Source organism: Mycobacterium dioxanotrophicus, from assembly GCF_002157835.1.
Lineage (GTDB): Bacteria > Actinomycetota > Actinomycetes > Mycobacteriales > Mycobacteriaceae > Mycobacterium > Mycobacterium dioxanotrophicus.
The window spans coordinates 6,528,560-6,553,420 of sequence record NZ_CP020809.1 but is presented as its reverse complement, the minus strand read 5'-3'; the positions used below and the strand labels follow the sequence as shown (position 1 = coordinate 6,553,420).

Annotated in this window: 28 protein-coding genes; 14 read left to right on the top strand and 14 right to left on the bottom strand. The window is 66.8% G+C overall.

The window, feature by feature from the left end:
* Positions 1 to 2 precede the first annotated feature (2 nt).
* Both BTO20_RS31955 and BTO20_RS31950 read right to left on the bottom strand, forming a co-directional pair.
* Positions 3 to 896: an N-acetylglutamate synthase, CG3035 family gene (locus BTO20_RS31955; RefSeq protein ID WP_087079908.1), complete on the bottom strand. Its 894-nt coding sequence runs from the start codon at positions 894 to 896 to the stop codon at positions 3 to 5.
* Positions 896 to 1,489, bottom strand: a complete 594-nt coding sequence (locus BTO20_RS31950) for a peptide deformylase (protein ID WP_087079906.1) — start codon at positions 1,487 to 1,489, stop codon at positions 896 to 898. The genes BTO20_RS31955 and BTO20_RS31950 overlap by 1 nt, the downstream gene beginning before the upstream one ends.
* A gap of 138 nt (positions 1,490 to 1,627) precedes the next feature.
* Between BTO20_RS31950 and BTO20_RS31945 the strand changes: the two genes are divergently transcribed.
* Genes BTO20_RS31945 through BTO20_RS31915 form a run of 7 tightly spaced genes read left to right on the top strand, consistent with a single transcriptional unit; the run spans position 1,628 to position 6,052 of the window.
* On the top strand, positions 1,628 to 1,936 hold the full coding sequence (locus BTO20_RS31945; protein WP_029370048.1) for a DUF3263 domain-containing protein: 309 nt from the start codon (positions 1,628 to 1,630) through the stop codon (positions 1,934 to 1,936).
* Between the two features lie 48 nt (positions 1,937 to 1,984).
* A complete protein-coding gene (locus BTO20_RS31940) occupies positions 1,985 to 2,458 on the top strand; it encodes a LytR C-terminal domain-containing protein (protein ID WP_198344139.1) in 474 nt (157 codons plus the stop codon).
* A gap of 10 nt (positions 2,459 to 2,468) precedes the next feature.
* On the top strand, positions 2,469 to 3,191 hold the full coding sequence (gene sodC, locus BTO20_RS31935; RefSeq protein WP_087079902.1) for a superoxide dismutase[Cu-Zn]: 723 nt from the start codon (positions 2,469 to 2,471) through the stop codon (positions 3,189 to 3,191).
* Positions 3,172 to 4,302 (top strand): glutamate--cysteine ligase, encoded by a 1,131-nt coding sequence (locus BTO20_RS31930; protein WP_087079900.1) that lies wholly within the window; start codon positions 3,172 to 3,174, stop codon positions 4,300 to 4,302. Before sodC ends, BTO20_RS31930 begins: the two co-directional genes overlap by 20 nt.
* A gap of 9 nt (positions 4,303 to 4,311) precedes the next feature.
* Entirely contained in the window at positions 4,312 to 4,719 is a 408-nt protein-coding gene (locus BTO20_RS31925; protein ID WP_087079898.1) for a hypothetical protein, read from the top strand.
* A gap of 18 nt (positions 4,720 to 4,737) precedes the next feature.
* Positions 4,738 to 5,346, top strand: coding sequence for an LON peptidase substrate-binding domain-containing protein (locus tag BTO20_RS31920; protein ID WP_198344138.1), 609 nt, complete (start codon positions 4,738 to 4,740; stop codon positions 5,344 to 5,346).
* Between the two features lie 16 nt (positions 5,347 to 5,362).
* Positions 5,363 to 6,052, top strand: a complete 690-nt coding sequence (locus tag BTO20_RS31915; protein ID WP_087079894.1) for a response regulator transcription factor — start codon at positions 5,363 to 5,365, stop codon at positions 6,050 to 6,052.
* Here BTO20_RS31915 and BTO20_RS31910 read toward each other — a convergent pair.
* Together BTO20_RS31910 and BTO20_RS31905 are read right to left on the bottom strand one after the other, a co-directional pair.
* Positions 6,013 to 7,416: an ATP-binding protein gene (locus BTO20_RS31910; RefSeq protein WP_087079892.1), complete on the bottom strand. Its 1,404-nt coding sequence runs from the start codon at positions 7,414 to 7,416 to the stop codon at positions 6,013 to 6,015. The two genes, BTO20_RS31915 and BTO20_RS31910, sit on opposite strands and share 40 nt — an antisense overlap.
* Positions 7,413 to 8,090 carry a phosphatase PAP2 family protein gene (locus BTO20_RS31905; RefSeq protein ID WP_087079890.1) on the bottom strand — a complete coding sequence of 226 codons (678 nt, stop codon included), beginning with the start codon at positions 8,088 to 8,090 and terminating at the stop codon, positions 7,413 to 7,415. The genes BTO20_RS31910 and BTO20_RS31905 overlap by 4 nt, the downstream gene beginning before the upstream one ends.
* A 143-nt stretch (positions 8,091 to 8,233) precedes the next feature.
* Here BTO20_RS31905 and BTO20_RS31900 point away from each other — a divergent pair, with 143 nt between their 5' ends.
* Positions 8,234 to 8,467, top strand: a complete 234-nt coding sequence (locus tag BTO20_RS31900; protein WP_087079888.1) for a hypothetical protein — start codon at positions 8,234 to 8,236, stop codon at positions 8,465 to 8,467.
* Positions 8,468 to 8,477: 10 nt separating this feature from the next.
* Here the strand turns inward: BTO20_RS31900 and BTO20_RS31895 are convergent, their stop codons facing one another.
* Genes BTO20_RS31895 through BTO20_RS31865 form a run of 7 tightly spaced genes read right to left on the bottom strand, consistent with a single transcriptional unit; the run spans position 8,478 to position 15,553 of the window.
* Entirely contained in the window at positions 8,478 to 9,392 is a 915-nt protein-coding gene (locus tag BTO20_RS31895; RefSeq protein ID WP_087079886.1) for an SAM-dependent methyltransferase, read from the bottom strand.
* 38 nt (positions 9,393 to 9,430) lie between these two features.
* A complete protein-coding gene (mnhG, locus tag BTO20_RS31890) occupies positions 9,431 to 9,763 on the bottom strand; it encodes a monovalent cation/H(+) antiporter subunit G (RefSeq protein ID WP_087079884.1) in 333 nt (110 codons plus the stop codon).
* Positions 9,760 to 10,047, bottom strand: a complete 288-nt coding sequence (locus BTO20_RS31885) for a monovalent cation/H+ antiporter complex subunit F (RefSeq protein WP_087079882.1) — start codon at positions 10,045 to 10,047, stop codon at positions 9,760 to 9,762. Before BTO20_RS31885 ends, mnhG begins: the two co-directional genes overlap by 4 nt.
* Before the next feature lie 31 nt (positions 10,048 to 10,078).
* Entirely contained in the window at positions 10,079 to 10,618 is a 540-nt protein-coding gene (locus BTO20_RS31880) for a Na+/H+ antiporter subunit E (protein WP_087079880.1), read from the bottom strand.
* Positions 10,615 to 12,213: a Na+/H+ antiporter subunit D gene (locus BTO20_RS31875; RefSeq protein WP_087079878.1), complete on the bottom strand. Its 1,599-nt coding sequence runs from the start codon at positions 12,211 to 12,213 to the stop codon at positions 10,615 to 10,617. Before BTO20_RS31875 ends, BTO20_RS31880 begins: the two co-directional genes overlap by 4 nt.
* The gene (locus BTO20_RS31870; protein ID WP_087079876.1) at positions 12,210 to 12,674 is read right to left on the bottom strand and encodes a Na(+)/H(+) antiporter subunit C; all 465 of its coding nucleotides are present in this window, start codon (positions 12,672 to 12,674) and stop codon (positions 12,210 to 12,212) included. Before BTO20_RS31870 ends, BTO20_RS31875 begins: the two co-directional genes overlap by 4 nt.
* Positions 12,671 to 15,553: a Na+/H+ antiporter subunit A gene (locus BTO20_RS31865; protein WP_087079874.1), complete on the bottom strand. Its 2,883-nt coding sequence runs from the start codon at positions 15,551 to 15,553 to the stop codon at positions 12,671 to 12,673. Before BTO20_RS31865 ends, BTO20_RS31870 begins: the two co-directional genes overlap by 4 nt.
* Before the next feature lie 125 nt (positions 15,554 to 15,678).
* Between BTO20_RS31865 and BTO20_RS31860 the strand changes: the two genes are divergently transcribed.
* Together BTO20_RS31860 and BTO20_RS31855 are read left to right on the top strand one after the other, a co-directional pair.
* Positions 15,679 to 17,097 (top strand): FAD-dependent oxidoreductase, encoded by a 1,419-nt coding sequence (locus tag BTO20_RS31860; protein WP_087079872.1) that lies wholly within the window; start codon positions 15,679 to 15,681, stop codon positions 17,095 to 17,097.
* A 99-nt stretch (positions 17,098 to 17,196) separates the two neighbouring features.
* Complete coding sequence (locus tag BTO20_RS31855; protein ID WP_087079870.1) at positions 17,197 to 18,066, top strand: hypothetical protein; 870 nt, start codon at positions 17,197 to 17,199, stop codon at positions 18,064 to 18,066.
* A gap of 36 nt (positions 18,067 to 18,102) precedes the next feature.
* Here BTO20_RS31855 and BTO20_RS31850 read toward each other — a convergent pair whose 3' ends face one another.
* Positions 18,103 to 19,419 (bottom strand): ArsB/NhaD family transporter, encoded by a 1,317-nt coding sequence (locus BTO20_RS31850; RefSeq protein ID WP_087079868.1) that lies wholly within the window; start codon positions 19,417 to 19,419, stop codon positions 18,103 to 18,105.
* 7 nt (positions 19,420 to 19,426) lie between these two features.
* A complete protein-coding gene (locus BTO20_RS31845; RefSeq protein WP_232490915.1) occupies positions 19,427 to 19,915 on the bottom strand; it encodes a CBS domain-containing protein in 489 nt (162 codons plus the stop codon).
* Between the two features lie 144 nt (positions 19,916 to 20,059).
* On the opposite strand from BTO20_RS31845, the gene BTO20_RS31840 reads away from it, so the two are divergent.
* Positions 20,060 to 21,019: a HAMP domain-containing sensor histidine kinase gene (locus BTO20_RS31840; protein WP_087079866.1), complete on the top strand. Its 960-nt coding sequence runs from the start codon at positions 20,060 to 20,062 to the stop codon at positions 21,017 to 21,019.
* The gene (locus BTO20_RS31835) at positions 21,019 to 21,663 is read left to right on the top strand and encodes a response regulator (protein WP_064944443.1); all 645 of its coding nucleotides are present in this window, start codon (positions 21,019 to 21,021) and stop codon (positions 21,661 to 21,663) included. Before BTO20_RS31840 ends, BTO20_RS31835 begins: the two co-directional genes overlap by 1 nt.
* Here BTO20_RS31835 and BTO20_RS31830 read toward each other — a convergent pair.
* Positions 21,630 to 22,067, bottom strand: a complete 438-nt coding sequence (locus BTO20_RS31830; RefSeq protein WP_087079864.1) for a DUF1707 domain-containing protein — start codon at positions 22,065 to 22,067, stop codon at positions 21,630 to 21,632. The two genes, BTO20_RS31835 and BTO20_RS31830, sit on opposite strands and share 34 nt — an antisense overlap.
* 381 nt (positions 22,068 to 22,448) lie before the next feature.
* On the opposite strand from BTO20_RS31830, the gene BTO20_RS31825 reads away from it, so the two are divergent.
* Positions 22,449 to 23,171 carry an 8-oxoguanine DNA glycosylase OGG fold protein gene (locus BTO20_RS31825; RefSeq protein ID WP_087079862.1) on the top strand — a complete coding sequence of 241 codons (723 nt, stop codon included), beginning with the start codon at positions 22,449 to 22,451 and terminating at the stop codon, positions 23,169 to 23,171.
* 677 nt (positions 23,172 to 23,848) lie between these two features.
* Positions 23,849 to 24,313 carry a hypothetical protein gene (locus tag BTO20_RS31820; protein WP_087079860.1) on the top strand — a complete coding sequence of 155 codons (465 nt, stop codon included), beginning with the start codon at positions 23,849 to 23,851 and terminating at the stop codon, positions 24,311 to 24,313.
* Positions 24,314 to 24,861 lie beyond the last annotated feature (548 nt).

Here is a 24,861-nt window from a genome sequence, read left to right as displayed (position 1 = left end):
GGTTAGAGCGTACGGGCGTCGACGTAGCGGCTGTGGTGGTGCAGTCGGAAACCCATCAAGGTGTAGAGCGCAATGGCGGGGTCGTTGTAGACCTCGACCTGGACGTAGGCGTGTTGCGCCCCCGCCGCGGCGCCCCACGCGAGCAGCGCCTCGCACAGTGCGCGGGCGTGCCCCTGCCTGCGGCTGCCTTCGGCCGTCCGGATCGACGAGATGCCGAGCCATCGGGTGCCGTCGGGAGTAGCGGTGACCGCGCCGCGGCCGACCGCCCGGTCTGCCATGGACGCGAAGATCAGCTCGCCGTCGACCACGGCGGTCAGCACGTCGACGGGCACCTCACGCCGATAGCCGGCCAGCCACGTCGCGTCGGGCCGGGGCGCCAGCGAGACGGCCGGTGGCGCTGTGGTCGGCGTGTCCAGCGGGCGCACCATGACGCGGGTCGCCTTGACGCCCGGAGTCCGGATCGGCAGCAGCCGCTCGGGCAGCGCCAACCAGGGTGTCAGGCCCCGCTCGCGATACCAGTCCACGATGGCGGGAAGGTCGGCTATCTGCGCCGACATGTCCAGCGGGACAGCCGAATTGGCGCGGCTGGTGACGCCGCCGGCGGCGCGCAGGAGCCAGCCGCGGTGCCAGTGTTGCTCGGTGCCCGGCCACGCGCACGCGGCCGCGTGCTCCAGGGCCCGGATCTCCGAGGCCCGCACCGGGGCGTACGACAACTCCCGCACGCTCACAATGTCGCCGGGGTCGATGTCGACGAGTTCGCCGGATTTGGTGCGCACCAGCACGGTCGGCTCGACCTGCTCCACGTGACCGACGACGTCGGTCAGCGGTTTGGCCGAACCCGCAGGTAGGCGGTACCGCAGGCTGACCCGCGTGCCCGGGGTCGGCAGCGCTGGCATCAATGCCCGAACGGGTCGGCATCCTCGCCGGGCATCCAGGACAGGCCCGGCACGCCCCAATGATTGCGCTTCACCGCACGTTTGGCGGCCCGCGCGTGACGGCCCACCAGCTTGTCGATATAGAGGAATCCGTCGAGGTGACCGGTCTCGTGCTGCAGCATGCGGGCAAACAAATCGGTGCCCTCCAATGTGATGGAGTTACCGTCCGCATCCAGTCCTGTGACGCGGGCCCAGTCGGCGCGGCCGGTGGGGAATTGCTCACCCGGCACCGAGAGGCAACCTTCGTCGTCGTTGTCCGGGTCGGGCATGGTCTCGGGAATCTCGGAGGTCTCGAGCACCGGGTTGATGATCACGCCGCGGCGGCGGTTGGTACGGGTTCGGGTGTCGGCGCAGTCATAGACGAACAACCGCTTGGCGACGCCGATCTGGTTGGCGGCCAAGCCAACCCCGTTGGCGGCGTCCATCGTGTCGTACATGGTCTGGATCAATTCGGCGAGATCAGCCGGGAGTGTTCCGTCCGGTCCGACGGGCACCGGCTCGGTCGGCGTATGCAACACGGGATCTCCGACAATGCGAATCGGTACGACAGCCACGGGGGAAGCTTAGGCGGAAATGCTTCCCACCCGACTCGCGGGCTGATGTGTCACGTCAAGCCAGCAAGCCGTGGTTGAATAATCGCCGAACCACAGCGATGTCATTTCTCGAGTGTCGGAAGGGTCCAAGGGAGCAATATGGACGGCGCCATGGCGCGGACTGAGCGATCCGGGGATGACTCTGATCTGACCGACGGGCTCACCCGACGCGAACACGATATTTTGGCGTTCGAACGCCAATGGTGGAAGTACGCGGGCAGCAAGGAAGACGCGATCAAAGAGCTGTTCTCCATGTCGGCAACGCGGTACTACCAGGTGCTCAACGCACTGGTGGACCGTCCGGAGGCATTGGCCGCCGATCCCATGCTGGTCAAGCGGCTACGCCGGTTGAGGGCCAGTCGGCAGAAGGCCCGGGCGGCGCGGCGGCTCGGCTTCGACGTCACGTAGGCCTGCGCCGGTGACGGGTCGGGCAATTCGCTCGATACAGTGGATCCGATGAATCAGCGAGAATCCTCCGGGCTACCCCTGCGTGCCATGGTGATGGTGCTGCTGTTCCTCGGGGTGGTTTTCCTGTTGGTCGGATTCCAGGCGATCGGCTCAGGCGACGACTCCTCGGGGGACACCTCCACCGTGTCTTCGACGACGACCACCACGACCACCGCCACGTCCGCGGCCCCCAAGGCTGCGCCGGACCCTGCCAAGACAGATGTCCGCGTCTACAACATCTCCGATGTCTCAGGTGCCGCCGAAGGCACCGCCAACCGGTTGCGCGAGGCGCACTGGCACGTCACCGAGACCGGCAACCTCACGTTGGACGGCGTCACCGCCACGACAGTGTTCTTCGGTGACACCCCCGGAGAGAAGGAAGCCGCTGATGAGGTGGGCAAATTGCTCAATGCTCCGGTCGAACCTCGACGCGCTGAACTCAACGAGCAACCACCGGGCGTGATCGTGGTTGTCACCGGCTAGGCTTTTGCCCATGCTGAAGCCCGTCAGTGTCGCTGTCCTGTTCGCCGCCCCCGTTGTCGCGCTGAGCGCCTGCAGCCCGCCTGGTCAGGTGCCGTCCGACACGCCGGGTACCACTCCGTCGATCTGGACCGGATCACCGTCCCCGTCTGCGGCTCCCGGTGAGCACGGCGGCGGGCACGGGAACACCGGGGCCACCGGCACGCAGAGCGCAGGCGAGACCCTGACCGCAGACCTGAAGACCGCCGACGGCACGTCCGTGGCCACCGCGGAATTCCAGTTCGCCGACGGCTTCGCCACCGTCACCGTCGAGACCACCGCGCCCGGGAAGCTGGCCCCCGGATTCCACGGCCTGCACATCCACTCCGTGGGCAAGTGTGAGGCCAACTCGGTCGCCCCGACCGGTGGCGCCCCTGGCGACTTCAACTCCGCAGGTGGACATTTCCAGGTGGCCGGGCACACCGCGCACCCCGCCAGCGGCGACCTGAGCTCGCTGCAGGTACGTGCCGACGGTTCGGGCAAGCTCGTGACCACCACCGACGCGTTCACCGCCGCCGACCTGCAAGGCGGTGCCAAGACGGCCATCATCATCCACGAGAAGTCCGACAACTTCGCCAACATCCCGCCGGAGCGCTACCAGCAGATCAACGGTGGCGCCCCCGGCCCCGATGAGGCCACCATGGCCACCGGCGACGCTGGCAAGCGCGTGGCCTGCGGTGTCATCGGTACCGGCTAACAGCCGCATCGATTTTGCCGGCTCACCCCGGCCCACGCTCGGGGTGGAGTGGGAGTTCGCGCTCGTCGACGCCGGCAGCCGGGAACTGAGCAACGAGGCCGCCGCAGTGATCGCCGACCTCGGCGACAACCCGCACGTACACAAGGAGTTGCTGCGCAACACCGTCGAGATCGTCACCGGGGTGTGTGAGAACACCGCGGAGGCGATGGACGACTTGCGCGGCACCCTTGGCTCCGTGCGGCGCATCGTCGAGTCGCGCGGCATGGAGTTGTTCTGCGCGGGCACCCATCCGTTCGCGAAATGGTCGACGCAGCAGCTCACCGACGCGCCGCGGTACGCCGAGCTGATCAAGCGAACCCAGTGGTGGGGACGCCAGATGCTGATCTGGGGCGTGCATGTGCACGTCGGTGTCTCCTCGGCGCACAAGGTGATGCCGATCATCTCGTCACTGCTCAACCAGTATCCGCACCTGCTGGCGCTGTCGGCGTCCTCTCCGTTCTGGGAAGGGGAGGACACCGGCTACGCGAGCAACCGCGCGATGATGTTCCAGCAGTTGCCGACGGCAGGTCTGCCGTTCCAATTCCAGTCGTGGCCCGAGTTCGAGGGCTTCGTGCACGACCAGAAGAAGACCGGCATCATCGACCACCTCAACGAAATCCGTTGGGACATCAGGCCGTCACCTCAGCTGGGCACCGTGGAGGTACGCATCTTCGACGGCGTGTCCAACCTCCGCGAGCTCAGGGCCCTGGTGGCCCTGACGCATTGCCTGGTCGTCGACCTGGACCGTCGGCTCGACGCGGGCGAGCTGCTGCCCACCATGCCGCCGTGGCATGTGCAGGAAAACAAGTGGCGCGCAGCGCGGTACGGGCTCGACGCGGTGATCATCCTCGACGCCGACAGTAACGAGCGGCTGGTCACCGAGGATCTCGACGAGCTGCTCAACCGGCTGGAGCCGGTGGCCAAATCCCTGAAATGCAGCGATGAATTGGCCGCGGTCGCCGACATCTACCACTCAGGGGCGTCGTATCAACGGCAGCGCCGGGTCGCCGAGGAGAACGACGGCGACCTGCGTGAGGTCGTCGACGCCTTGATCGGCGAGCTTGAGCTATAGGGTGAGCTGATGCAGCGTTCGATGACGGCTGTGATCGCCACTGCGGCCATCTGCCTCGCCGGCTGCACCGATGTCACCGCCGGCTCGCCGATGGCCGACCCGGATCAGACCGGGATCACGACCACCACAACGACTACGACGACCACGACGTCCAGCCCACGGCTCACGCCGTCGCGGACCCCGAGCAGCAGCGGTGACAGCACGCCGCCACCGAACGGCATGTCCACGACGTGCGACGAGTATGCGGCATTCGACGACCCGACCAAGATGGGCATGGTCCAGCTTCTCGGCGACAACGGCTACCCGGGACTGAAGAAGAACCCGTTTCTCTGGGTGAGTTTCATCGGGGCGATCTGCGTGCTCGCCGACCCCGGCGCCACGGTGGTGCAGGCGATCAGCAAGAAAGTTCCCGGCTGACCCGTGACCGCGACACCGATGTTTCCTCTCGAGGTGGCGATGCTGCCGGGTGAGGAACTGCCGCTGCGCATCTTCGAACCCCGCTACGTCGCGCTGGTGAGCGACTGCATGGCCATGACCGAGCCGGCGTTCGGCGTCGTGCTGATCTCGGCCGGCCGTGAGGTCGGCGGTGGCGACCAGCGGTGCGACGTGGGCGCGCTGGCCCGTATCGTCGACTGCCAGAACTTCGGCGTGGACCGCTACCGGCTCAGATGTGTTATGGCCGAACGTATCCGAGTGTTGCGCTGGCTGGACGACGATCCGTACCCGCGCGCCGAGATCGAAGTCTGGGACGACGAGCCCGGCACTGCCGACGCGTCGTTGCTGGCCGACGTGCAGGACCGCATGGTGGCACTGTTCGACTTGATCGGCGAGGCGCGGGGCGTCGCGTTCCACAGCCGCGACATCGTCACCGCCGCGGCGGCCGACCCGATCGATCCGTTGTATGCACTGGCCGCCCGGGTGCCGATGGGGCAGGCCGACCGGTATTCGGTGTTGTGCGCGCCGAGTGCCGCGGCCCGGTTGGATGCGCTGAGTGAAGCCGTCGACACGGTGACGGCCATGGTGGAGTTTCAACTGTCCGAGTAGCAGGATTGACGCCGAGATGCGGGTTTTGATCGTCGACGACGAGCCACGGCTCACCAAGACGCTGAGCTTGGGGCTGCGGGCAGAAGGCTGGGTGGTGGTTGCCGTCGACAATGGTGTCGACGCTGTGCACCACGCGGTCGAAGACGATTTCGACGTCATCGTGCTCGACATCATGTTGCCCGGGATGAGTGGGTACGAGGTGCTGCGCCGCATCAGGGCCGAGCAGGTGTGGACCCCGGTGTTGATGCTGACCGCCAAGGACGGTGAATTCGACGAGACCGACGCCCTGGACCTCGGCGCCGACGACTATCTCACCAAACCGTTCAAGTTCAACGTGCTGGCCGCGCGACTGCGTGCCCTGCAGCGTCGCTGTGCCCCGGAGCGCCCGGTGGTCATGACGGCGGGGACCTTGTCGCTGGACCCCGCCCGCAAGACCGTTTCCCGCGACGGCGTGCCAATCGAGTTGACGCGCAGGGAATTCGGTCTGCTGGAGTACTTGATGCGTAACAAGGACACCGTCGTCGCCAAGTCCGACATCCTTCGCAACGTATGGGACGCCCACTATTCCGGGCCGCACAACGTCGTCGAGGTGTATGTGCGCTACGTCCGCCGGAAGATCGATGCGCCCTTCGGCACCAACACGATCGGCACCGTGCGCGGTGTGGGTTACCGGCTGGAGTCCGGCGAAGTGCCCGACGGGAACTGAACGCGCACGGCGGTCCCGCCGCCGGGTCGATCGGTCATGTTGATGCTGCCATCATGTGCCGCAACGATTTCGGCGACGATCGACAGTCCGAGTCCGGTGCCGCCGCCGCTGCGGGCCCGGTCGGAGTCCAGTCGGACGAAGCGGTCGAACACCCGGAGCCGGTCTTTCGCCGGGATTCCCGGTCCGTCGTCGGCGACCGCGAGCAGGATGCTGCCGTCGTGCTCGCTGAGCGTGATGTCGATGCGTGAATCAGCATGGCGGGCCGCATTGTCGGTGAGATTGCGCAACAACCGCAGCAGCGCCCGGGAATCACCGCGCAGGTGTGCCGGCGTGATGTCGCGGTGTATCGCGAGAGTGGTTTCGCGACACAGCCGGTCGGCCTCGGCGATGGCGATCGCCTCCAGATCGACGTCCTCCCTGCGCAGCTTCAGACCGCGTTCGTCGGCGCGGGCCAGCAGCAGGAGATCGTCGATGAGCAGCTGCATGCGCTGAGCTTCGGGGATCAGGGTCTGCTCGATCATGTCCTGATCGAGCAATTCGGGATGCGACTGTGCGACGTCGAGTGCCGAGATGATCGTGGTCAGCGGGCTGCGCAGCTCGTGCGAGGCGTCGCCGACGAACTGGCGCTGCGCGTTGTGGCCCATCTCAAGGCGGGCCAGCATGGCGTTCATGGTGTCGGCGAGGGCCGCGATCTCGTCGTGGCTCTCGGGCATCGGGACCCGCTCGGACAGATCCGAGGTGCTGATGTCGGAGACTCTGGCGCGGATGGCGTCGACCGACCTCAGGGACCGCTTGACCAACAGATACGTGGCCATGGCGACCACGGTGATCACCAAAGGTGCTGCGCCGCAGAGCAAGAAGGCCACCGTCTGGACGGTGGTCTCGGCGACCTCGCTGCTGCCGGCCACCAGCACCGTGTAGTGGCCACTGGAGGTGTGCACGCGCTCCCCGACGATGCGCAGGTCGTTGTCCGGAGTTGCGTTGTCCGACATCTGAGTCGGCGTCTTGCCGATGCCGCCGATCGGGACCAGCGGAGTCGACGGCGCGTCGGTCGACCGGTAGACGACAGTGTCGTTGTCCGAGACCACCTGGATCGCGATGATCCGCTGATCGGTGTCCAGCAGGGCGCTGTCGAACTCGTTGGGCGGCTCGGAGCGCAGCCCGCTGACGATGTCGTGCAGGCGCGCCGCCGCGGCGTCGTCGACCTCGGAGATCAGGAAGTGGCCAAGCAGCGCGATCAACGCCGCTCCGGCGACGATGTGCACCACCAGCACGACGGTGGCCGCGACGATGGCCGACCGGGTCGCAATGCCCCAGCCACGGGGTCTGAGCCGCAAACCGCGGGTAGCGGCGCGTGACGTCATCCAGACAGTTTGGGCCCAGCTGACACCAGAGTGCGCGTCGGGGTCGAGAGGGTCGCATGCCAGCTCAGGAACGCCGACCCGAGCAGTACGGCGGCGGACCCGAGCACCGCGCCGCCGAGGACATCGGTGAGCCAATGCACGCCGAGATAGAGCCGGGTGGCCGCCACCACGAATCCGGCCAGGGCGGCACCGGTCAGCAGCGCAGGTGTGCGGCCCCAGCGTTGCCCGACGATGACCGCGAGGATGCCCAGCAGCGCCACCGTCCCCGTGACGTGCCCCGAGGGAAATGAGTGGTCGGTTTCGGCGAGCAGTTGGGTGGCGGCCGGCGGACGGTCGGAACCGACGACAAGTTTGGTCGCGGTGCTCACCACCGACGGCAGCCCGACCGTGGCGAGCACCACGGCCGCGGTGAGCGTCGCCCGCGTGCGCCACCAGATCACTGCGGCAGCGACGAACGCGAGGGCGACGATGGCGCCCGGACTGCCGATATCGGTGATGGCGATGGCGACCATGGTCAGCCAGGACTGCCGATGCCCGACGAACCAGTCGAACACCGCGTGGTCGAGCGCGGTGCCGGTGTGAGCCCGGTAGGCGACGGCCGCCAGGCCGAAGAATCCGGCGAGGAGGACGAGCGCAGCGCTGACGGGTCTGGCGGCGTGTTGAGTCGCTGTCACATGTCCACGATCTCCATGGCGGCTGACAGAACGCTGAGAGCAAAGTTCACCGCGGCTTTTATCAGCGTTCTCTCATCGACGCCCTGTCACCATTTGGGCTCCGGTCGGGAAGCCCGAAACGCTCGTTTGCCAGAGGAGAACAGATGTACCAGCCAGACAAGCCGCGCCACCGCGTGAAGAAGTTGGCGGCGGTCGCCGGTCTGGGCGCCATGGCCGTGATGGGTGTGATCACCGCGATCGACGGCACCCAGGCCACAGTGGGCGGAACCACCGATCAGGTCGCCATGAAGCTGGGCGCCACCGTCACCATGACCACGCCGCCGACGGCGCCGGAGACCTCTTTCGCCGCCCCGACGGTCAAGGCCACGCCGAAGTAACTCCGGGCTCTCAGCCCTCGGGACGCTCGTTCAGGACGCCCTCGACGAACACCGACGGCACCCGTGCGTCGTCGGAGTCGTCGAGGGGCGCCCGGTGATAACGGGCCATCAGTTCGTCGGCCGCCACGGACGAGACCTGCCAGCAGTGGTCGTGTAGCCACGTCGCCACGTCCGCGCGCTCCTCGAGGTACCAGAGCTGGGCCGGATCGGGCATGTCGTGACCCGTCTCGGCGGCCTGCTCACGTAGCTGCTGCAGCCGGGCCTGGCGGCGTGCCAGGTAGTCATCGGTGAAGAAGTCGGCGCTGAAGCCCTCGACGGCGATACGGCTGTCGCGGGCCGACAATTCGGTGATCCGCTCGAAGAGCAGATCCTGCGCGGTGGCCGGCAGATAGGGCAGCAGACCCTCAACCGACCATGCGGTGGGTTGCGCCGGGTCGAACCCCGCCTGGCGCAATACGGTCGGCCAGTCCCGCCGGAGGTCGACGGGGACCGCCACCTGCGCCGCGGCCGGCCGGGCATGGTGTGACTCCAAGACCTCGGCTTTGAACTGCAGCACCTTGGGCTGGTCGATCTCGTAGACCACGCTGTCGCCGACCCACGGCAATCGCCAGGCCCGGGCATCGAGCCCCGCGGCGAGGATCACCGCCTGTCGCACGCCGCTGGCGCCCGCGGCGATGAAGAACTCGTCGAACCACTTCGTCCGCGACGCGGCGTAATCGCCGATGGTCTTGATCCGCTCGGCCATCGCGCCCTGCGGCGGGACCCAGCCCCGCTCGGCGGCGGCATCGAGAAACATCTGCGCGTACGGATCGAGGAACAGCGGAGATTCGGACTCGGTCTCGCGGGCACGCGCCATCGCCACGCCCAGCGCCGTCGCACCCACGCTCTCGTTGATGTCCCAGGTGTCGTCGTCAGTTCTGCTCACTGTTTCCAGTGTTCCCGAACTTCGCTCGCCAGGGGTGCTCAGCTGTCGATGTCGCGCAAGTCGTCACGCGTGAGCAGGTCGTCGCGGATGTTCTGCTCGCGGTAGGCGAGTTGCCCGACCCGATTGGCCACTACGGGCGCCGTGATCAAGGTGAACAGACCCGTCAGGATCACCATGCCGACGTCGGCATTGCCCCGCAGCCGGATCGCGGCGCCGGCCAGCACCAGAAGCAGTCCGAGCACCTGCGGCTTGCTCGCGGCGTGCATGCGCGACAGCGTGTCCGGGAAGCGGACCACGCCGATCGCAGCGGTCAACGACAGGGTCGAGCCACCCAGGATCAGGACCGCGGTGACGATGTCGAGGACGTTCACGACACTCCCCGCTTGTTCCGCGGCTTGTCCTTGTCGGGCACGCGGAAGCGCGCCACGCTCACCGAGCCGACAAAGCTGATCAACGCCAACGCGGTGAGGCTGTAGGTCACCGTGCTGTCCAGGCTGAACGCCGCCCAGGTGCCGATCGCACACATCGTCACCGCAACCAGGGTGTCGAGAGCCACGAGGCGGTCCAGAGTGGTCGGCCCGGCCAGCAACCGGAACATGGTGGTGGCCGCGGCGGCCGACAGCATCACCGCGGCAATGATCCAGACGGTATTCATGCGCGATCCGCCTTCGCTCCTCGCTGGCCCTTCATGCGGGCTCCACCCCCTGCTCCGCCGCCGGCCGCCAATCCTCATCCCGTTCGAAGGCCGCCACCAACATCCGCTCGACCTGTTCGACCTGACGGTAGAACCGCTGCACCGACCGCTCCGAACCCACGTCGATGACGTGCAGATAGAGCATTCGGCGCGACTGGTCGATCTCCAGCACGATCGAGCCCGGGATGAGGTTGAAGATGTTGACCGCCAGGGCCAGCACCAGATCCGACTTGAGTGCCAAATGTGCCCGCAGGACGGCGACCAGCGGTGGCGGGCCGGGCCGGATCGCCAGCCAGGCCACCTGCACCGAGGACAGCACGAGGTAATAGCCCACCAGTACATTGAGTTTCAGCAGCGACAGAGGATGCAGCCGACCTTCGACCGGCACCGCGGGCAACGGCAGCAGCAGCGTGATGACCAGCGCCACCACCAGCCCGCTCGCCATGTTGGCGATCGAGAAGTGGCCCCACAACAGGCACCAGACCAGGATCAGGAAACACAGGATCCACAGCCGCAGCAGTGGGTGTCTCATCGCTCACCACCTGCCAGCACCGCCGAGATGTACTGCCCCCGGTCGAGCACCTCGGCGGCCGACCGCTCGGCGTAGGAGAAGATCGGTCCGGCGGCGACGGTCAGGGCCAGCCCCACCGCGATCAACGCACCCGTCGGTATCAACATCCCGATCGGCATGCGCCCCACGCTGTCCCGGTCGGCGAACTCGATGTCCTCGATGTCGTCGAGCAACACCGCCGGGGCGGCCGCGGCCAGATGCCCCTCGGGCGCGTCAGCGCGAGCCCGCCAGAACGCCTTGGTCCACACCCGGGCCACGACGTAGAGCGTCAAAAGGCTCGTGACGACGGCGCCGGCCACCAGGATCCAGGCCAGTGCCGACCCGTTCTGGGCGCCGGCCTCCAGCAGTGCGATCTTCCCGATGAATCCGGAGAACGGCGGGATCCCACCGAGATTGAGGGCGGGCACGACGAACACGAAGGCCAGCACCGGGCTGGCGGCGGCCAAACCGCCCAGCCGCTGCAGCGTCGACGCCCCGGCCTGCCGTTCGATGAGACCGACCACCAGGAACAACGTCGTCTGCACGACGATGTGGTGCGCGACGTAGTAGATCGCCCCGGACATTCCCAGCTGATTGCCGAGCGCGACCCCGAACACCATGTAGCCGATGTGGCTGACGAGCGTGAAGGACAGCAGCCGCTTGATGTCGCTCTGCGCGATGGCGCCGAGGATGCCGATCACCATCGTCAGCAGTCCGGCCACCAGCAGCACCGAATCCAGTCCGCCGCCCGGGAACAACAGCGAGTGCGCCCGGATGATGGCGTACACGCCGACTTTCGTCAGCAACCCGGCGAACACGGCCGTGACGGGTGCGGGCGCGGTGGGGTACGAGTCGGGCAGCCAGGCCGACAGTGGGAACACCGCGGCCTTGATCCCGAACGCCACCAGCAGGACGGCGAACAGGGCGTCGCGGGTGCCGGTCGATATCCCGTCGAGCCGCAGCGCCAGCTCGGCCAGGTTGAGGGTGCCGGTGGCGGCGTAGATCAGCGCGATGCCGATCAGGAAGATCAGCGACGACACCATCGACACCATCACGTACGAGATGCCCGCCCGCACCCGGTCGGGGCTGGCGCCGATGGTCAGCAGCACGAAGCTCGCCGCCAGCAGCACCTCGAACCCGACGAACAGGTTGAACAGGTCGCCGGCCAGGAACGCCGTGCACACACCGGCCGACAGCACCAGGTAAGTGGGCATGAAGATGGACACCGGTTGGCGTTCGTCGCCGTCGCGGATACCCTGCCCGATGGCGTAGACCACCACCGCCAGCAACACGATCGACGACACCACCAGCATCAGCGCCGAGAGCCGGTCGACCACGAGCGTGATGCCCAGCGGGCCCATGCCGGGCACGCTCTGCGCCCAGCCGCCGACATGCAGCACGAGCGTGCCGTCGCGGTCGGCCAGGTACAGCAGGGCCGCGCACACCGCGACCACCGTCGCCAGCGCCACTTGGGTGATGATCCGCTGCAATCGCGGACGACGACCGGCCACCAAGGTGGCGGCCGCACCGAGCGCCGGGATCAGCACCGGCAGCGGGATCAGGCCTTGCGCGCTCACTTGGCGCCCTCGAAACCGGGCAGTGCGTCCAGCTCGTCGGGGGCGTCGGTATCGAGGGCGGCCGTTGGCTGGGGGATGTCTTCCGCCTCGTCTTCTGTGCCGGACTGCTGCGACACCCGGGTGTCCTCGGGATCGTTGCTGACCTCTTCCACAGTGGTCAGCCGGTATGACCGGTAGGCCAGGGCCAGCACGAACGCCGCGATGCCCATGCTGATGACGATGGCGGTCAGGATCATGCCCTGCGCGAGCGGATCGGCCGTGGTGGTGGCGCCGTCGCTGGTGTTGCCGCGGATCGGCGGATTGCCCGATGCCCCGCCGACGGTCAGCATCAGCAGGTTGACGGCATTGCCGATCAACAGCAGGCCCAGGAGCATCCGGGTCAGGTTGCGTTCGAGCAGCAGGTAGACCCCGGTGCTGGTGAGGCCGCCGATGAGCAGCAGGGGAACCAGGAACGTCGTCATCGCGCCACCGCCTTGGCGAGCCCGGCCGCCTCTGCCATCTCGTTGTCCACCCGCGCGCCGAGACTGCGCAGGACATCGAGCACCAGGCCGACGACGATGAGATACACCCCCAGGTCGAAGAACAGTGCGGTGACCAGCTTGACGTGGCCGAACACCGGGAGGTCGAGCTGAACCACGGCCGACGACAACGCGGGTGCGCCCAAGGCCACCGACGTGATGGCAGTCGTGGCCGACAGGGCGAGTCCGGTGCCCAGGATCTTGCCCGCGTCCAGCGGCAGCGTCTCGCCGAGTTCGTAGCGCCCGCCGGCCAGATACCGCAGGACCAGAGCCAGGCCTGCGGTCAGCCCACCGGCGAAACCTCCGCCCGGATGGTTGTGCCCGGCGAAGAAGAAATATGCCGACAACATCATGATCAGCGGGAAGATGACGCGCGTGGCGACCTCGAGCACCAGCGACCGGTGCCGGGGATCGCGCAGTTCGCTGCCGCGCAGCCAGGTGATGTCACCCGCGGCCGGGCTGTAGGCGGCGATGGGCCCGATGTCGGGCTGACCGACGGCCTGGCTGACGCGGGGCGCCGCGCCGAACCGACGGTGCCGGAACACCAGCGACGCCACGCCCGTCGCCGCCACCAGCAGCACCATGACCTCGCCCATGGTGTCCCAGGCGCGGATGTCGACCAGCAGCACGTTGACGGTGTTGGACCCGTGTCCGCGGTAATAGGCCGCGTCCGGTAGCAGCGCGGCGATGCCGACGCCGGTGCGCGCCGCCATCGCGTAGACCGCCAGGGTGGTGACCGCGGCCCCGACCGCCAGCGCCAGAAGGGCGCGCGGCAACCGGTGACGGTTGATGTTGGTCCGGTCCGCCTCGGCGGGCAGGGTCCGCAACACCAACAGGAAGATCACCAAAACCAGTGTCTCGACCAGGAATTGGGTCAAGGCAAGGTCAGGGGCGCCGTGGAAGGCGAAGATCGCGCCGCAGCCGTAGCCGGTCACGCCGATCAGCAGAACGGCGGCCAGCCGGTTGCGCATCACCACGGCGCCGAGTGCGGCGGCCAGCATCAGCACTCCGACGACCACCTGTATCGGGGAATCCCACAGTGCGAAGTCTGGGCGGTCGCGGGCGCCCAACGCCAGCATGATGATCGGCACCAGTACGAGCGTGGAGAGGATCACCGACTGGGTGGCAGGCAGCGAGCCGCGTTGCGTCACAGCGGTCAACCGGACCGCCAGGATGTCCAGTCCGCGGATCACCGCGTCGTACATGCGGTCGGCGTTGCCCAGCGGTAGGAAGCCGGATGCCGTGCGGGGCAATCGGTTCCTGCCGAAGAACGCGGCCGTACCGACCGCGAGCACGACAGCCGACAGCAGCAGCGGCAGGCCCAACCCGTGCCACAGCGCCAGGTGATAACCCGAGCCGCCGGGCATGGTGGTGGCGTATTCGTCGAGCACCGCGTCCATGCCTGCCGGCCACAGCCCGAAGGCCAGGCCCGCAGCGGCGAGGATGGCCGGTGCGGTGAGGAAACTGGTTGAGGGGCGATGCATTTCGGCGACCCGGGTGCTCGGCTGCGGCAGTCCCTTGGCGGAGAACGCGCCCCAGAGGAATCGCAGGCTGTAGATCGTGGTGAACACCGAGCCCACCACGATGCCGGTCAGCACCCACGGGGCCGCGGAGCCCAGCGCCGGGCTGTGCAGCACGGTCTCCAGGTCGGCCTCCTTGGCGACGAACCCGAAGAACGGCGGCAACGCGGCCATGCTCGCGGTCGCGCCGACGGCGATGGCGAACAGGGGACGGTTGTGCCGCCCGAGGCCCGCCAGTCTGCGGATGTCGCGGGTCCCGGTGGCGTGGTCGATCACGCCGACCACCATGAACAGCGCCGCCTTGAACATCGCGTGCGCGCACAGCATGGCCAACCCGGCGAGCATCATGTCGCTGCCGCCGGCCCCGACCATCACGGTGATCAGGCCCAGCTGGCTCACCGTGCCGAACGCCAGGATCAACTTGAGGTCGTATTCGCGCACCGCCCGCCAGCCGGCCAGCAGCATGGTGAGCAGACCGAGACCGATCACCATCGGTCGCCACAGCGGGGTGTCGGCGAATCCCGGCGTCATCCGTGCCACCAGGTAGACACCGGCCTTCACCATGGCGGCGGCATGCAGATAGGCACTGACGGGGGTGGGGGCCGCCATCGCTCCGGGGAGCCAGAAGTGCATCGGGACGATCGCCGATTTGGACAGCGCGCCGACGAGGATCAGCGCCACGCCGATCGCGGTCGCGGTGCCACCGGGCGGGGACGCGATCAGCTCCGACAACAGATAGGTGCCCGCCAGCTGCCCGAGCACCACGATGCCGACCAGCATGGCCAGCCCGCCGAAGGTCGTCACCAGTAAGGCCTGGGTGGCGGCGCGGCGGCTGGTGGCGCGTTCGGCGTAGTGGCCGACGAGCAGGAACGACAGCACTGTGGTGGTTTCCCAGAAGATGTAGAGCACCAGCATGTTGTCGCTGGCCACCAGCCCGAACATCGCTCCGGAGAACGCGACCAGCTCGGCGGCGAAGCTGGGCAGCCGGTTCTCTTTGTGCCCGTCGTGGTGGTGGAAGTAGTCGGCGCAATAGAAGAGGACGAGCGCGCCGATGGCCAGCACCAGCACACTCATGATTGCCGCGAGCGAGTCGAAGCGCAGCGTGATGTCCATCGACAATTCGGGGAGCCACGGGATGTGCACGGTGGGCACCCGGTCGTGGCTGGGCCAGTTCAGCGCCACCCACACCAGCGATCCGAGCGGCACGAGGGCAAGCGGATAAAACGCCGCTCGGCCCCATCTGGCGACCAGAAGGGGCGCAAGCGCGGTGGCTACCGCGTGAGCGACCAATACGGCGAGCATGGCACTCCGATCTGGTTGGGGTCGGGGTGTCGGACACCGTTGAGCGCTGACGCGGAATCAACGAGCACAAATGGCGTCGGGTTTCGGCCATTCTACGTGGGCGGGTGTCGCTAGCATCGGTTCCTGTGGGAACCCGTGAGGTTCTGGTGGTCGGTGCCGGGCCGACCGGTTTGATGCTGGCCTGCGAGCTCGCGCTCGGCGGTGCGGCGGTCACAGTGCTCGAGGAGCGCACCTCAACGCCCAACATCACCAGGGCGTTCGCCGTGCATGCCCGCACCCTTGAGCTGCTCGACGGGCGGGGGCTGGTCGATGAGTTGATCGCTCGCGGAGTGCCGGTCCACGACGTGGCTCCGCCCGGCGGCCGCACGTTGGACCTGCGTGAGTTGCCGACGCAGTTCGGCATGGTGTTGATCGTCCCGCAGAGCGGCACCGAGCACGTGCTGGAAGAGCGGGCCGCGCAGCTGGGCGTCACGGTGCGCCGTGGTGCCGAAGTGGTCGGGCTCCAGCAGGACGACGACGGCGTGACGGTCGAGCTGGCCGGCGGGGACAGTCTGCGGGCCGACTATGTGGTGGGTTGCGACGGCGCGCACAGCGCGGTACGCGAGCTGCTCGGCATCGACTTCGTCGGCAAGCAATACGCCACCCACATCTTGCTGGCCGATGTCCGGCTGGCAGAGCAGCCCACCGAGACCCTGTTCGGCCGGACGAGCGCCGACGGCGTGGTGCTGTTCGTGCCGTTCGGTGACGGCTGGTTCCGGGCGATCGCCTGGGACCGGTCGCGGGAGCAGGCGCCGCTGGACGAGCCCGTGACCCTCGACGAGATGCGCGGCGCGTTCAACCGGATCGCCGGCGAAGACTTCGGCATGAGCGACATGCGGTGGAGCTCACGTTTCCTCAGTGAACGACGGCAGGCCCGGCACTACCGGTCGGGGCGGGTGTTCCTGGCGGGCGACGCCGCACACGTGCATTCCCCGCTGGGCGGGCAGGGTATGAACACCGGGCTCGGCGACGCCATCAACCTGGGTTGGAAGCTCGCGGCCGCGGTCCGCGGGCAGGCCCCGCCGTGGCTGCTGGACAGCTACGAACGCGAACGGCATCCGGTCGGCGAGCGGGTGCTGCAGATGACCGACGCGTTCAACCAGATCGTGCTCGGCTCACCGGTCACGCGGCGGCTGCGGGCTCTGGTCCTCGCGACCGTGCTGCGGATACCTCGTACCCGCCGGTTCGTGGCCGAGTTGCTGAGCGGTATCGGCATCGCCTATCCCCACGCCCGCGGTGAGGACTGGTTGGTCGGTCGCCGGATGGCCGACGTGAAATGCGGCAACACCCGACTGTATGAGCTCCTGCGGGCAGGCAAGTTCGTGTTGGTCACCGCGGCGCCGGTCGACGTCGCCGGCTGCGACGTCGTGCAAGCGATCGACAACCGGCCCGAACTGCCCGACGCGGTGCTGGTGCGCCCCGACGGCTATGTGGCCTGGGCCAGCGAACGATTACCGCGGTCCTCCGATGTGCGTGCGGCGATCGCGCACTGGACTCGCGCGTGAGGCCGACACCGAGACTGTACTGAGGGACAAGATCAGGCCGAGATTTGTCCCTCAGTTCAGCCTCGGTGTGGTGTCGGTACCGCGTGCCAATATTCCGCCATGGGTGGGGTGATCATCGGCAGTGAAGCATTGTCCAAGCGGCTCGTCACGCGCAATGAACTTCGGCATCACTACCAGCGGCTGTTTCCCGACGTATATCTCCGAGGAGAACCGACACTGCGCGATCGGACCGTCGGCGCCTGGCTGTGGTCGGGCCGTCGGGCAGTGATCGCCGGCGTCGCCGCGTCGGCGCTGCACGGTGCGGCGTATGTGGATCCCGACGTCCCGATCGAACTCGTGTGGAACAACACCCGACCACCGGCAGGTTTGGTGGTGCGCAACGAAACCCTTTCTGGCGACGAAATAAGGCGGGTCGTGGGCATGCCGGTCACCACACCTGCGCGCACCGTGTTCGACCTCGGCCGCCATTACCCACGCGACGAGGCCGTCGCACGTATTGATGCGTTGGCGTGGACTCGGCGCGTCACCGTCGACGACGTCACGCCGCTTATCGCGCGGTACCCGAGCGTTCGGGGGATCCGAGCCCTGAAAGTCGCGCTGCCGCTGGTCGATCCGGGTGCCGATTCCCCGCGGGAAACATGGCTGCGCTTGCAATTGACCGACGCCGGAATGCCGCCCGACGAAACTCAGATCGTGGTGATCGCAGGCCGCGGCCGAGTGGTGGCGGTGCTCGATATGGGTTGGGAGCGGTTCGGTGTCGCCGTCAACTATGACGGCATCTTCCACCAGTCCGATCGCAAACGCTATGTGCAGGACCAGAAGACCCTGCGCCAGCTCGAGGCCATGAGGTGGATCGTCATCCGCGTGATCGCTGAGGACAACATCGCCGACGTCCTCGGCCGCGTCGAACGAGCATTGCTCAGCCGCGGCTGGCATCGAGACTGTAGCCAAGGACGAAAATCGGCATGATCCTGTCCCTCAGTACAGTATCGGCGCCCGAGCCCTTCAGAAATAGCGCAGCCATACATAGATCCATGCGAGGGTCGTGCTCAGCAGGGTCACCACGACGCCGTAGCGCGTGAAGCGCCAGAAGCTGATCGCGTGTCCCGCGCGCTGGGCGATCCCGAGCGCGACCACGTTGGCACTCGCCGCGATCGCGGTGCCGTTACCGGAGAAGCAGGCACCCAAGGCGAAGGCCCACCACAGCGCCTGGCCCGTGCCGGCGTCCGGGGTCTGCGCCACCATCGATTCGACGACGGGCGTCATGGTGGCGGTGTAGGGAATGTTGTCCACGAACGCGCCGAACACCGCCGAGCCGAACAACAGTGCCGTGGCCGCGCCGAACCAGTTGTCGCCGAACGCGGACTCGGCCACCGAGCCGAGCTTCCCGATCACCCCGGTGTGCACCAGCCCGGCGACCATCACGAACAAGCCCATGAAGAACACCAGCGTCGGCCATTCGACCTCGGGCAGGATCTCGCTCACATCGATGTCGGTGACCAGCAGCATCACGCCGGCCCCGAGCAGTGCCACGACCGACGGTGCCACGGGCAGCACCGAATGCAGCGCGAAGCCGAGGATGACCAGGTTCAGCACCACCAGCGCGCGCACGAGCAGGCGGGTGTCCTTGATGGCGCGGCGTTCCTGCAGGGCCATGACCTCGTCGATGTGGATCTCCTCGGCGCGCAGGTCTTTTCGGAACAACACCCGGGTGAACACCACGAACAGCGCGAAGATGATCGCCACCGCGGGCGCCATGTGCACCAGAAAGTCGTTGAACGTCAAGCCCGCTCGGCTGCCGATGATGATGTTGGGCGGGTCGCCGATCAGGGTTGCGGCACCGCCGATGTTGGACGCCAGCACCTCGGCGATCAGGTAGGGCTGCGGGGAGATCCGCAACCGGTCGCATATCACCAGCGTGACGGGGGCGACCAGCAGGATGATGGTGACGTTGTCGAGCACGGGCGACGCGATCGCGGTGATCAGCATCAGCATCACCATGAGCCGAAAAGGCTTGCCCCGTGAGCGTTTTGCCGCCCAGATCGCCAGGAAATCGAACAGGCCGGTCTGCTTGACCACACCGACGATGACCATCATCCCGAGCAGCAGGAAGATGACGTTCCAGTCGATGCCTTCGTGTTCGGAGTAGAAGACCCGTTCGCCGGGGATGAGCCCGAGCAGCGCCATCAGGCCGGCCGCTACCAGGACGGTCTTGACCTTGTCGGCCCGCTCGGTGGCGATGAACCAGAAGGCGGTGACGAATATGGCCAGTGCCAGGACCTGGGCGAGCGAAGCGACGGGGGTGACTTCTGCGGCGAGCACCGGGGGATCAGTCGCCGGGCCCGGCCACCGCCAGACTGGTCAGCAGCCGTTCGAGCGTCACCGCCCCGGTGAGCCGGCCGGTGCTGTCGACGACTGCGATCAGCGGGCTGCGCTTGTTCGCCATGACGGTCGCGATCTCGAGCAGGGTCGCGTCGGGCGGCACGGTGGCCGGTTTCGCCACGGGTGTCGGCAGACAGTCGCCGACGGTGAGTTTGCCCGGTCCGTGCCAGAACAGGTCGGCGTGGATCTCGTCGACCGTGCGCACCAGGGCCGGATCATCTTGGTAGGACTCGGGTATCGCCAGGCGCAGCACCTGGGTGCCGGGGAGCACCGCGACGGGCCGCCCCGATTCGTCGACCACCACCAGCCCGGGCAGCCGGTTGACCACCATCAGCTGAACCGCCTTGGACACCGGGTCGTCGATGCGGACCGTCGGCGGGTGGACGGCGATTTCATGTGCCTGCATGTCTTCGTTCCAGTGGGTCGCTACGGTCATGGTCCTCGTTCTCCGAGTCGCCGGGCGTCGATTGCGCTCAGTTTCGGACGCAGCCCCGGCCACTGACCATCGGGTCTGACACCCATTCCGCGGGGGATGGCGCCTGTATGGACAAACCCCGGCGTCGCACGCCACCCTGGTGGGGTGAAACCGGCGCGTACCCCGGCGACGGCGCTGTTCCGACGGGTGTTTCTGATCAACGGGCTGATCTTCACGCTCGGCACGTTGATCCTTGCGGTGTCGCCGGCATCGGTGTCGTCGCGCATCAAGCTCGCCGAGATTCCGGTGTTGCTGGTCGGTTTGGTGGTGATCCTGACCGCCAATGCGCTGCTGCTGCGATCGAGTCTTGCCCCACTGGATCGGCTCGCCGCGTCGATGCGGCGAGTCGATCCGCCCAAGCGCACCGACCGGATGAACCCTGACGGCAACAGCGATCTGGAGCATCTGATCACGTCGTTCAACACGATGCTCGACCGGTTGGAGACCGAGCGGACCACGGCGAGCGCATCGGCTCTCGCGGCGCAGGAGAACGAGCGTCAACGCATCGCCCGGGAGTTGCACGACGAGATCGGCCAGACCCTGACGGTGGCCCTGCTGCGGCTCAAGCGGGTCGCCGACCAGGCGCCCGCCTCGATGCAGGACGAGCTCGCCGATGCCCAGGAGATCGTGCGGTCCAGTCTCGACGAGGTCCGGGAAATTGCCCGACGGCTGCGCCCCGACGCGTTGGAGGACCTCGGGCTGCACAGCGCACTCAACGCGCTGTGCACCGACTTCGGTCAGGCTTCCGGTATAGCCGTGGTCAAACATATTGCCCCACAAGAAGATCGGCTGCGTCCCGACGTGGAGTTGGTGTGTTACCGGATCGCCCAGGAGAGCCTGACGAATGTGGCACGGCATTCCGGGGCGAGCAAGGTTTGGCTCGATTTGCATTCCGGCGCAACCGATGTGACGCTGCGGATCGCCGACGACGGCCGCGGTGGCGTGGATGACGAAGGGGCGGGCATCAATGGCATGCGCGAGCGGGCACTGCTCGTGAACGCCGAATTGACCATCACCTCGCCACAAGACGGCGGTACCGAGGTGCGACTGGTGATCCCGCTCTGATGACCGCCCGGATCCTGCTTGCCGACGACCACGCGCTGGTGCGCAGTGGCCTGCGCATGATCATCGACGCCGAGCCCGATCTGCAGGTGGTGGCCGAAGCCGCCGACGGGTATGAAGCGGTGTCGGCGCTCGACCAAACCCCGGTGGATCTGGCCATTCTCGACATTGCTATGCCGCGGATGACCGGTCTGCAGGCGGCACGCGAGATCAACCGGTCGCATCCGCACGTCCGCATCCTGATCCTGTCGATGTACGACAACGAGCAGTATTTCTTCGAGGCACTCAAGGCGGGGGCATCCGGCTACGTGCTGAAGTCGGTCGCCGATCGCGATCTGCTGGAGGCGTGCCGGGCCACGATGCGTGGTGAGCCGTTCCTGTACGCGGGGGCGGTGACCGCACTGATCCGTGACTATCTGCACCGCGCCCGGCAGGGCGAGCTGCCGGACACCATTCTCACGCCGCGCGAAGAGGAGGTGCTCAAGCTCATCGCCGAGGGCTACTCGACGCGCGAGATCGCCGCGACGCTGACCATCAGCGCGAAAACCGTGGACCGGCACCGCACCAACATCCTGGCCAAGCTCGGCCTGCGGGATCGGTTGGCGCTGACCCGCTATGCGATCCGGGCGGGCCTCATCGAGCCGTGAGCCCAGATCGGGATGGCATGGGACGCAACGCCGATGCCCCAGCCCATGATGGGCCAGACCGGCCAGAAGTACCATCCACCGCCGCCGAGCCCGACCGCGAGCCAGATGCCGATCATCAACAGTGAGACCGCAATGTAGACGCCGCCGTGGATGCGGACGCTGAGCTTCGCGGCGCGGACCTGGGCGGCACGGCGGCGGGGATCGTTGCGGCGCAGCCGCGCCAGCGGGAGGTCGGCCACGAGTTCTCGGAGCTCCCCGTGGGTGTTCGCCCCGAACGTCGTGGCCAGTCTGTCCTCGTATTCGGCCATGGTCAGGTAGCCCTGGGCGAGGGCCTGCCCGAGATCGTTGGCGGTCTGCTCGCGCTCACGGTCGCCGGCGCGGGTGGGTTGCTGCATGACAGACATGACGCCTCCGTTGAACTTGTCACTGACTAGTTCAATGATGAACGCTGATCTAGTCAGCGTCAAGATGCAAAATGTGTGCCGCGACGGCCGATCGGCGGGCCCGCATGGTGGCGCGGCGTTCGAGCAACGAATCAACGGGCCAGAAGGTCGGGATTCGCCCGTGATGGAGTGTTCGCGTCGGCCGCGTCGCTGGCCCAACTCCTCGGGTATAGTCCCACCACCGTGATTCAGGTGGGTCGGTCCGTCGACGCATCGCCGGGACGGTTAGATGCCGCGCTCACCCCGTTTGGACCGGAATCTGTCATGTGATCGTTTTGCTTCGTGCCGATGTGAGAGGGGCTTGGGGCTTGAGATGGACGTTGCAAGTGGAGCAATGCGGTGATGGCCGCGACGCCGTCGAATGAGATCCGGTTGCCCGAAGCAGCGGTTACCGAACTGCAGGAAGTTGATGTCGCCGAGTGGATTGACGACCACGCGATCGTTGTAGAACGCGCCTCGTGGAACCAGATGCTGTCAAGGTATGGCTTCAACGACGGTCCCGTTGGTGAGATCAATGCGCGCGCAGATCTTTTCGATCTTGCAAAGGACGCCAGCACCGATCCAGCGTCGGCGCTGCGCCTCCTGTTCAATTCACTTGCCTGGGCGAGCAGGGAGACCCATCGCACCACCAGGTTGAGCGTCGCCAAGATCGCCGACGACCCATACGACGTCTGCCAGCTACTACAGCGCGCCGCGGCCCTCAGCCATACCAATCCGCGACGGGCCTACGAGTTGCTTTATCCGCGTGGTCGCGCCGTCGTCGCCGACCTCGGTCCGGCGGTATTCACGAAGTACCTGTACTTCGCCGGTGGTGGCGATGCTGAACATCCATGCTGCATCCTCGACGGAAACGTCGCACTGGCGTTGCAGAAAACTTGCGGTTGGCTGTCCCTGGCATCCCATGGATGGCTGGCCCCGGCGTACGAGCGATACACCGCTCTGCTCGGAACGTGGGTTGAGGAATTCGGACTCAGTCGCCGTGACGTGATCGAACGCTGGCTTTTCGAGGAGGGGCGGCGCATCCGGCGGTGTGCTCGCAGTAGTCGCGACGGTGAGGGCACCTGATATGTCCCGTGGGTTGACGAGCGAGACATGTCGCGTCAACCTGCGATTTGATAGTCAGCGACAAAACTGAGCCAGCGCCTGATCGGTGGTCTTTAGCCCAGGCCAGACCTTGTTGTGGCCGAGCGAGACGTTTCGGATCCCATCTCCCTTGGCGGCGGCAGAAGCCATGCGCACAAGGGTATTTCGTCGGCTACGGAGTGCTCGGAGCCAGCTTGGTGGTACTCCGGCATTGGCGGTTCGGGCTTGAACGGGTGACGTAGTTGTCCGAAAGATGCGGTGTGAGACTGCCGGAGCCCCGCCTGACCCGTATCTCAGCGCTGGCCATTCCAAGGGGCAGGTGGGCGCTCCAGCGGTACCGCCGCGGAGGCGCATAGCTTGATGCGGTGATGTTCCGCTGGTTGAGGCTGGGCACCTTGACGTGAGCCACACCACAATGTAAAGATTCGATTCTGAAACATCAAAATCGGTTAATTTTCCCTCCAGCCCGGAAGGCCAGAACCGTGACCATCCGCAGCAAAGCCGGCCTCCGTCCGCCAACCTGGCGGTATGGAACAGCGACTTTCGGACGTTCCTCCTCCGACTTCGCCATCCGAATCCGATTTCTGGGTCGCAGGGCATCTTGCCTCGTGGCACCACCTGCGGCGACGGGATCGTGAATGACGACCAGAGGGTCAGACGTGGCAAGTGATGATCCCTGCAGGCAATCCAACTCATCGTCCGACAGCCGCCAGCACACCGGTGCCCAACACCTCGACTGGTTCGACCGCAAAATCATCGAGTTCATCTTGGCCTGGGCGCCCTACGACGGGCCAACTGACGATGAGACGTTTCCCGAATTCGGTATGAGCACAGAAGATTTGAAGGCTCGTTTCGTGGAGATCATTGCCATGCAAACTCTGATGAGGCACGTGATGGGCAGTGACGACAGGGCGCTGTTGCAGCGAGCACAAGCACACGCCTACTACCTGCACATCACTCACCGCCCACCACTCAGTGTCGCGCCTCCGAAACAGGAGGAACCGGTCGCTGATCGCACCGGCACCACTGAGGGCACGGGGTCCGCGCACCGGGTTCCCGTGCGCTATCACATTCGATCTCCGTCAGCGCACTTCAGTGATGCAATCTCGAACGAGGGGTTATGACGGCCCCGACAGCGGCGAAGGCATTGGTTGCACCGCTGGCGGGGCTTACCTACGGAGTCGCCGATCCTGCGGTTCTTGGCGCAGTTCCCGCGACATCAATAACTCCGTTGTACCGCAGGACAATCCGGTATCCGACGGCCACCGCAACGATGACGCACCGATCCTGGCTTTGGTACGAACCGCCGTTGGGCCGCGGCGAGCGTGCGCGGCTGACACCCGACGACTGCGGGGTCTGCGGAGCAACGGATCACCGCCGGCGTGACCGGTTTCGCTACCAGGTCCACGGATTCGACACCCCCGCCACGCAGACAGTGCCGACCATCGACGCGATTACTCCGTGGCGGCGACGCGCACCAGCGAAGGTACAGCGCACTGCTCCGGAGTATCTCCACTGCGCTCAGAGGTCAACGACCACCACGGCGTCCACCGCCGTGCGGAGAAGCCCCGAGTGCTGCCGGCAGTGGACCGAGTCTTACGGTAGCCGCACCCCGTCGCCTCGTCGGTGTCGACGACCATGCCCCCGGCAGGGTGAACCCCGTGCAAGGGAG

What these genes read in the sequence shown, in the direction of transcription:
- BTO20_RS31955 (WP_087079908.1), bottom strand. Translation starts at nt 896, where the DNA reads ATGCCAGCGCTGCCGACCCCGGGCACGCGGGTCAGCCTGCGGTACCGC.
- BTO20_RS31870 (WP_087079876.1), bottom strand. Translation starts at nt 12,674, where the DNA reads ATGACGACGTTCCTGGTTCCCCTGCTGCTCATCGGCGGCCTCACCAGC.
- BTO20_RS31880 (WP_087079880.1), bottom strand. Translation starts at nt 10,618, where the DNA reads ATGAGACACCCACTGCTGCGGCTGTGGATCCTGTGTTTCCTGATCCTG.
- BTO20_RS31855 (WP_087079870.1), top strand. Translation starts at nt 17,197, where the DNA reads ATGGGTGGGGTGATCATCGGCAGTGAAGCATTGTCCAAGCGGCTCGTC.
- BTO20_RS31830 (WP_087079864.1), bottom strand. Translation starts at nt 22,067, where the DNA reads ATGTCTGTCATGCAGCAACCCACCCGCGCCGGCGACCGTGAGCGCGAG.
- BTO20_RS31825 (WP_087079862.1), top strand. Translation starts at nt 22,449, where the DNA reads ATGGCCGCGACGCCGTCGAATGAGATCCGGTTGCCCGAAGCAGCGGTT.
- BTO20_RS31915 (WP_087079894.1), top strand. Translation starts at nt 5,363, where the DNA reads ATGCGGGTTTTGATCGTCGACGACGAGCCACGGCTCACCAAGACGCTG.
- BTO20_RS31940 (WP_198344139.1), top strand. Translation starts at nt 1,985, where the DNA reads ATGAATCAGCGAGAATCCTCCGGGCTACCCCTGCGTGCCATGGTGATG.
- BTO20_RS31885 (WP_087079882.1), bottom strand. Translation starts at nt 10,047, where the DNA reads ATGAATACCGTCTGGATCATTGCCGCGGTGATGCTGTCGGCCGCCGCG.
- BTO20_RS31900 (WP_087079888.1), top strand. Translation starts at nt 8,234, where the DNA reads ATGTACCAGCCAGACAAGCCGCGCCACCGCGTGAAGAAGTTGGCGGCG.
- BTO20_RS31835 (WP_064944443.1), top strand. Translation starts at nt 21,019, where the DNA reads ATGACCGCCCGGATCCTGCTTGCCGACGACCACGCGCTGGTGCGCAGT.
- BTO20_RS31945 (WP_029370048.1), top strand. Translation starts at nt 1,628, where the DNA reads ATGGACGGCGCCATGGCGCGGACTGAGCGATCCGGGGATGACTCTGAT.
- BTO20_RS31910 (WP_087079892.1), bottom strand. Translation starts at nt 7,416, where the DNA reads ATGACGTCACGCGCCGCTACCCGCGGTTTGCGGCTCAGACCCCGTGGC.
- BTO20_RS31865 (WP_087079874.1), bottom strand. Translation starts at nt 15,553, where the DNA reads ATGCTCGCCGTATTGGTCGCTCACGCGGTAGCCACCGCGCTTGCGCCC.
- BTO20_RS31920 (WP_198344138.1), top strand. Translation starts at nt 4,738, where the DNA reads ATGTTTCCTCTCGAGGTGGCGATGCTGCCGGGTGAGGAACTGCCGCTG.
- BTO20_RS31925 (WP_087079898.1), top strand. Translation starts at nt 4,312, where the DNA reads ATGCAGCGTTCGATGACGGCTGTGATCGCCACTGCGGCCATCTGCCTC.
- sodC (WP_087079902.1), top strand. Translation starts at nt 2,469, where the DNA reads ATGCTGAAGCCCGTCAGTGTCGCTGTCCTGTTCGCCGCCCCCGTTGTC.
- BTO20_RS31845 (WP_232490915.1), bottom strand. Translation starts at nt 19,915, where the DNA reads ATGACCGTAGCGACCCACTGGAACGAAGACATGCAGGCACATGAAATC.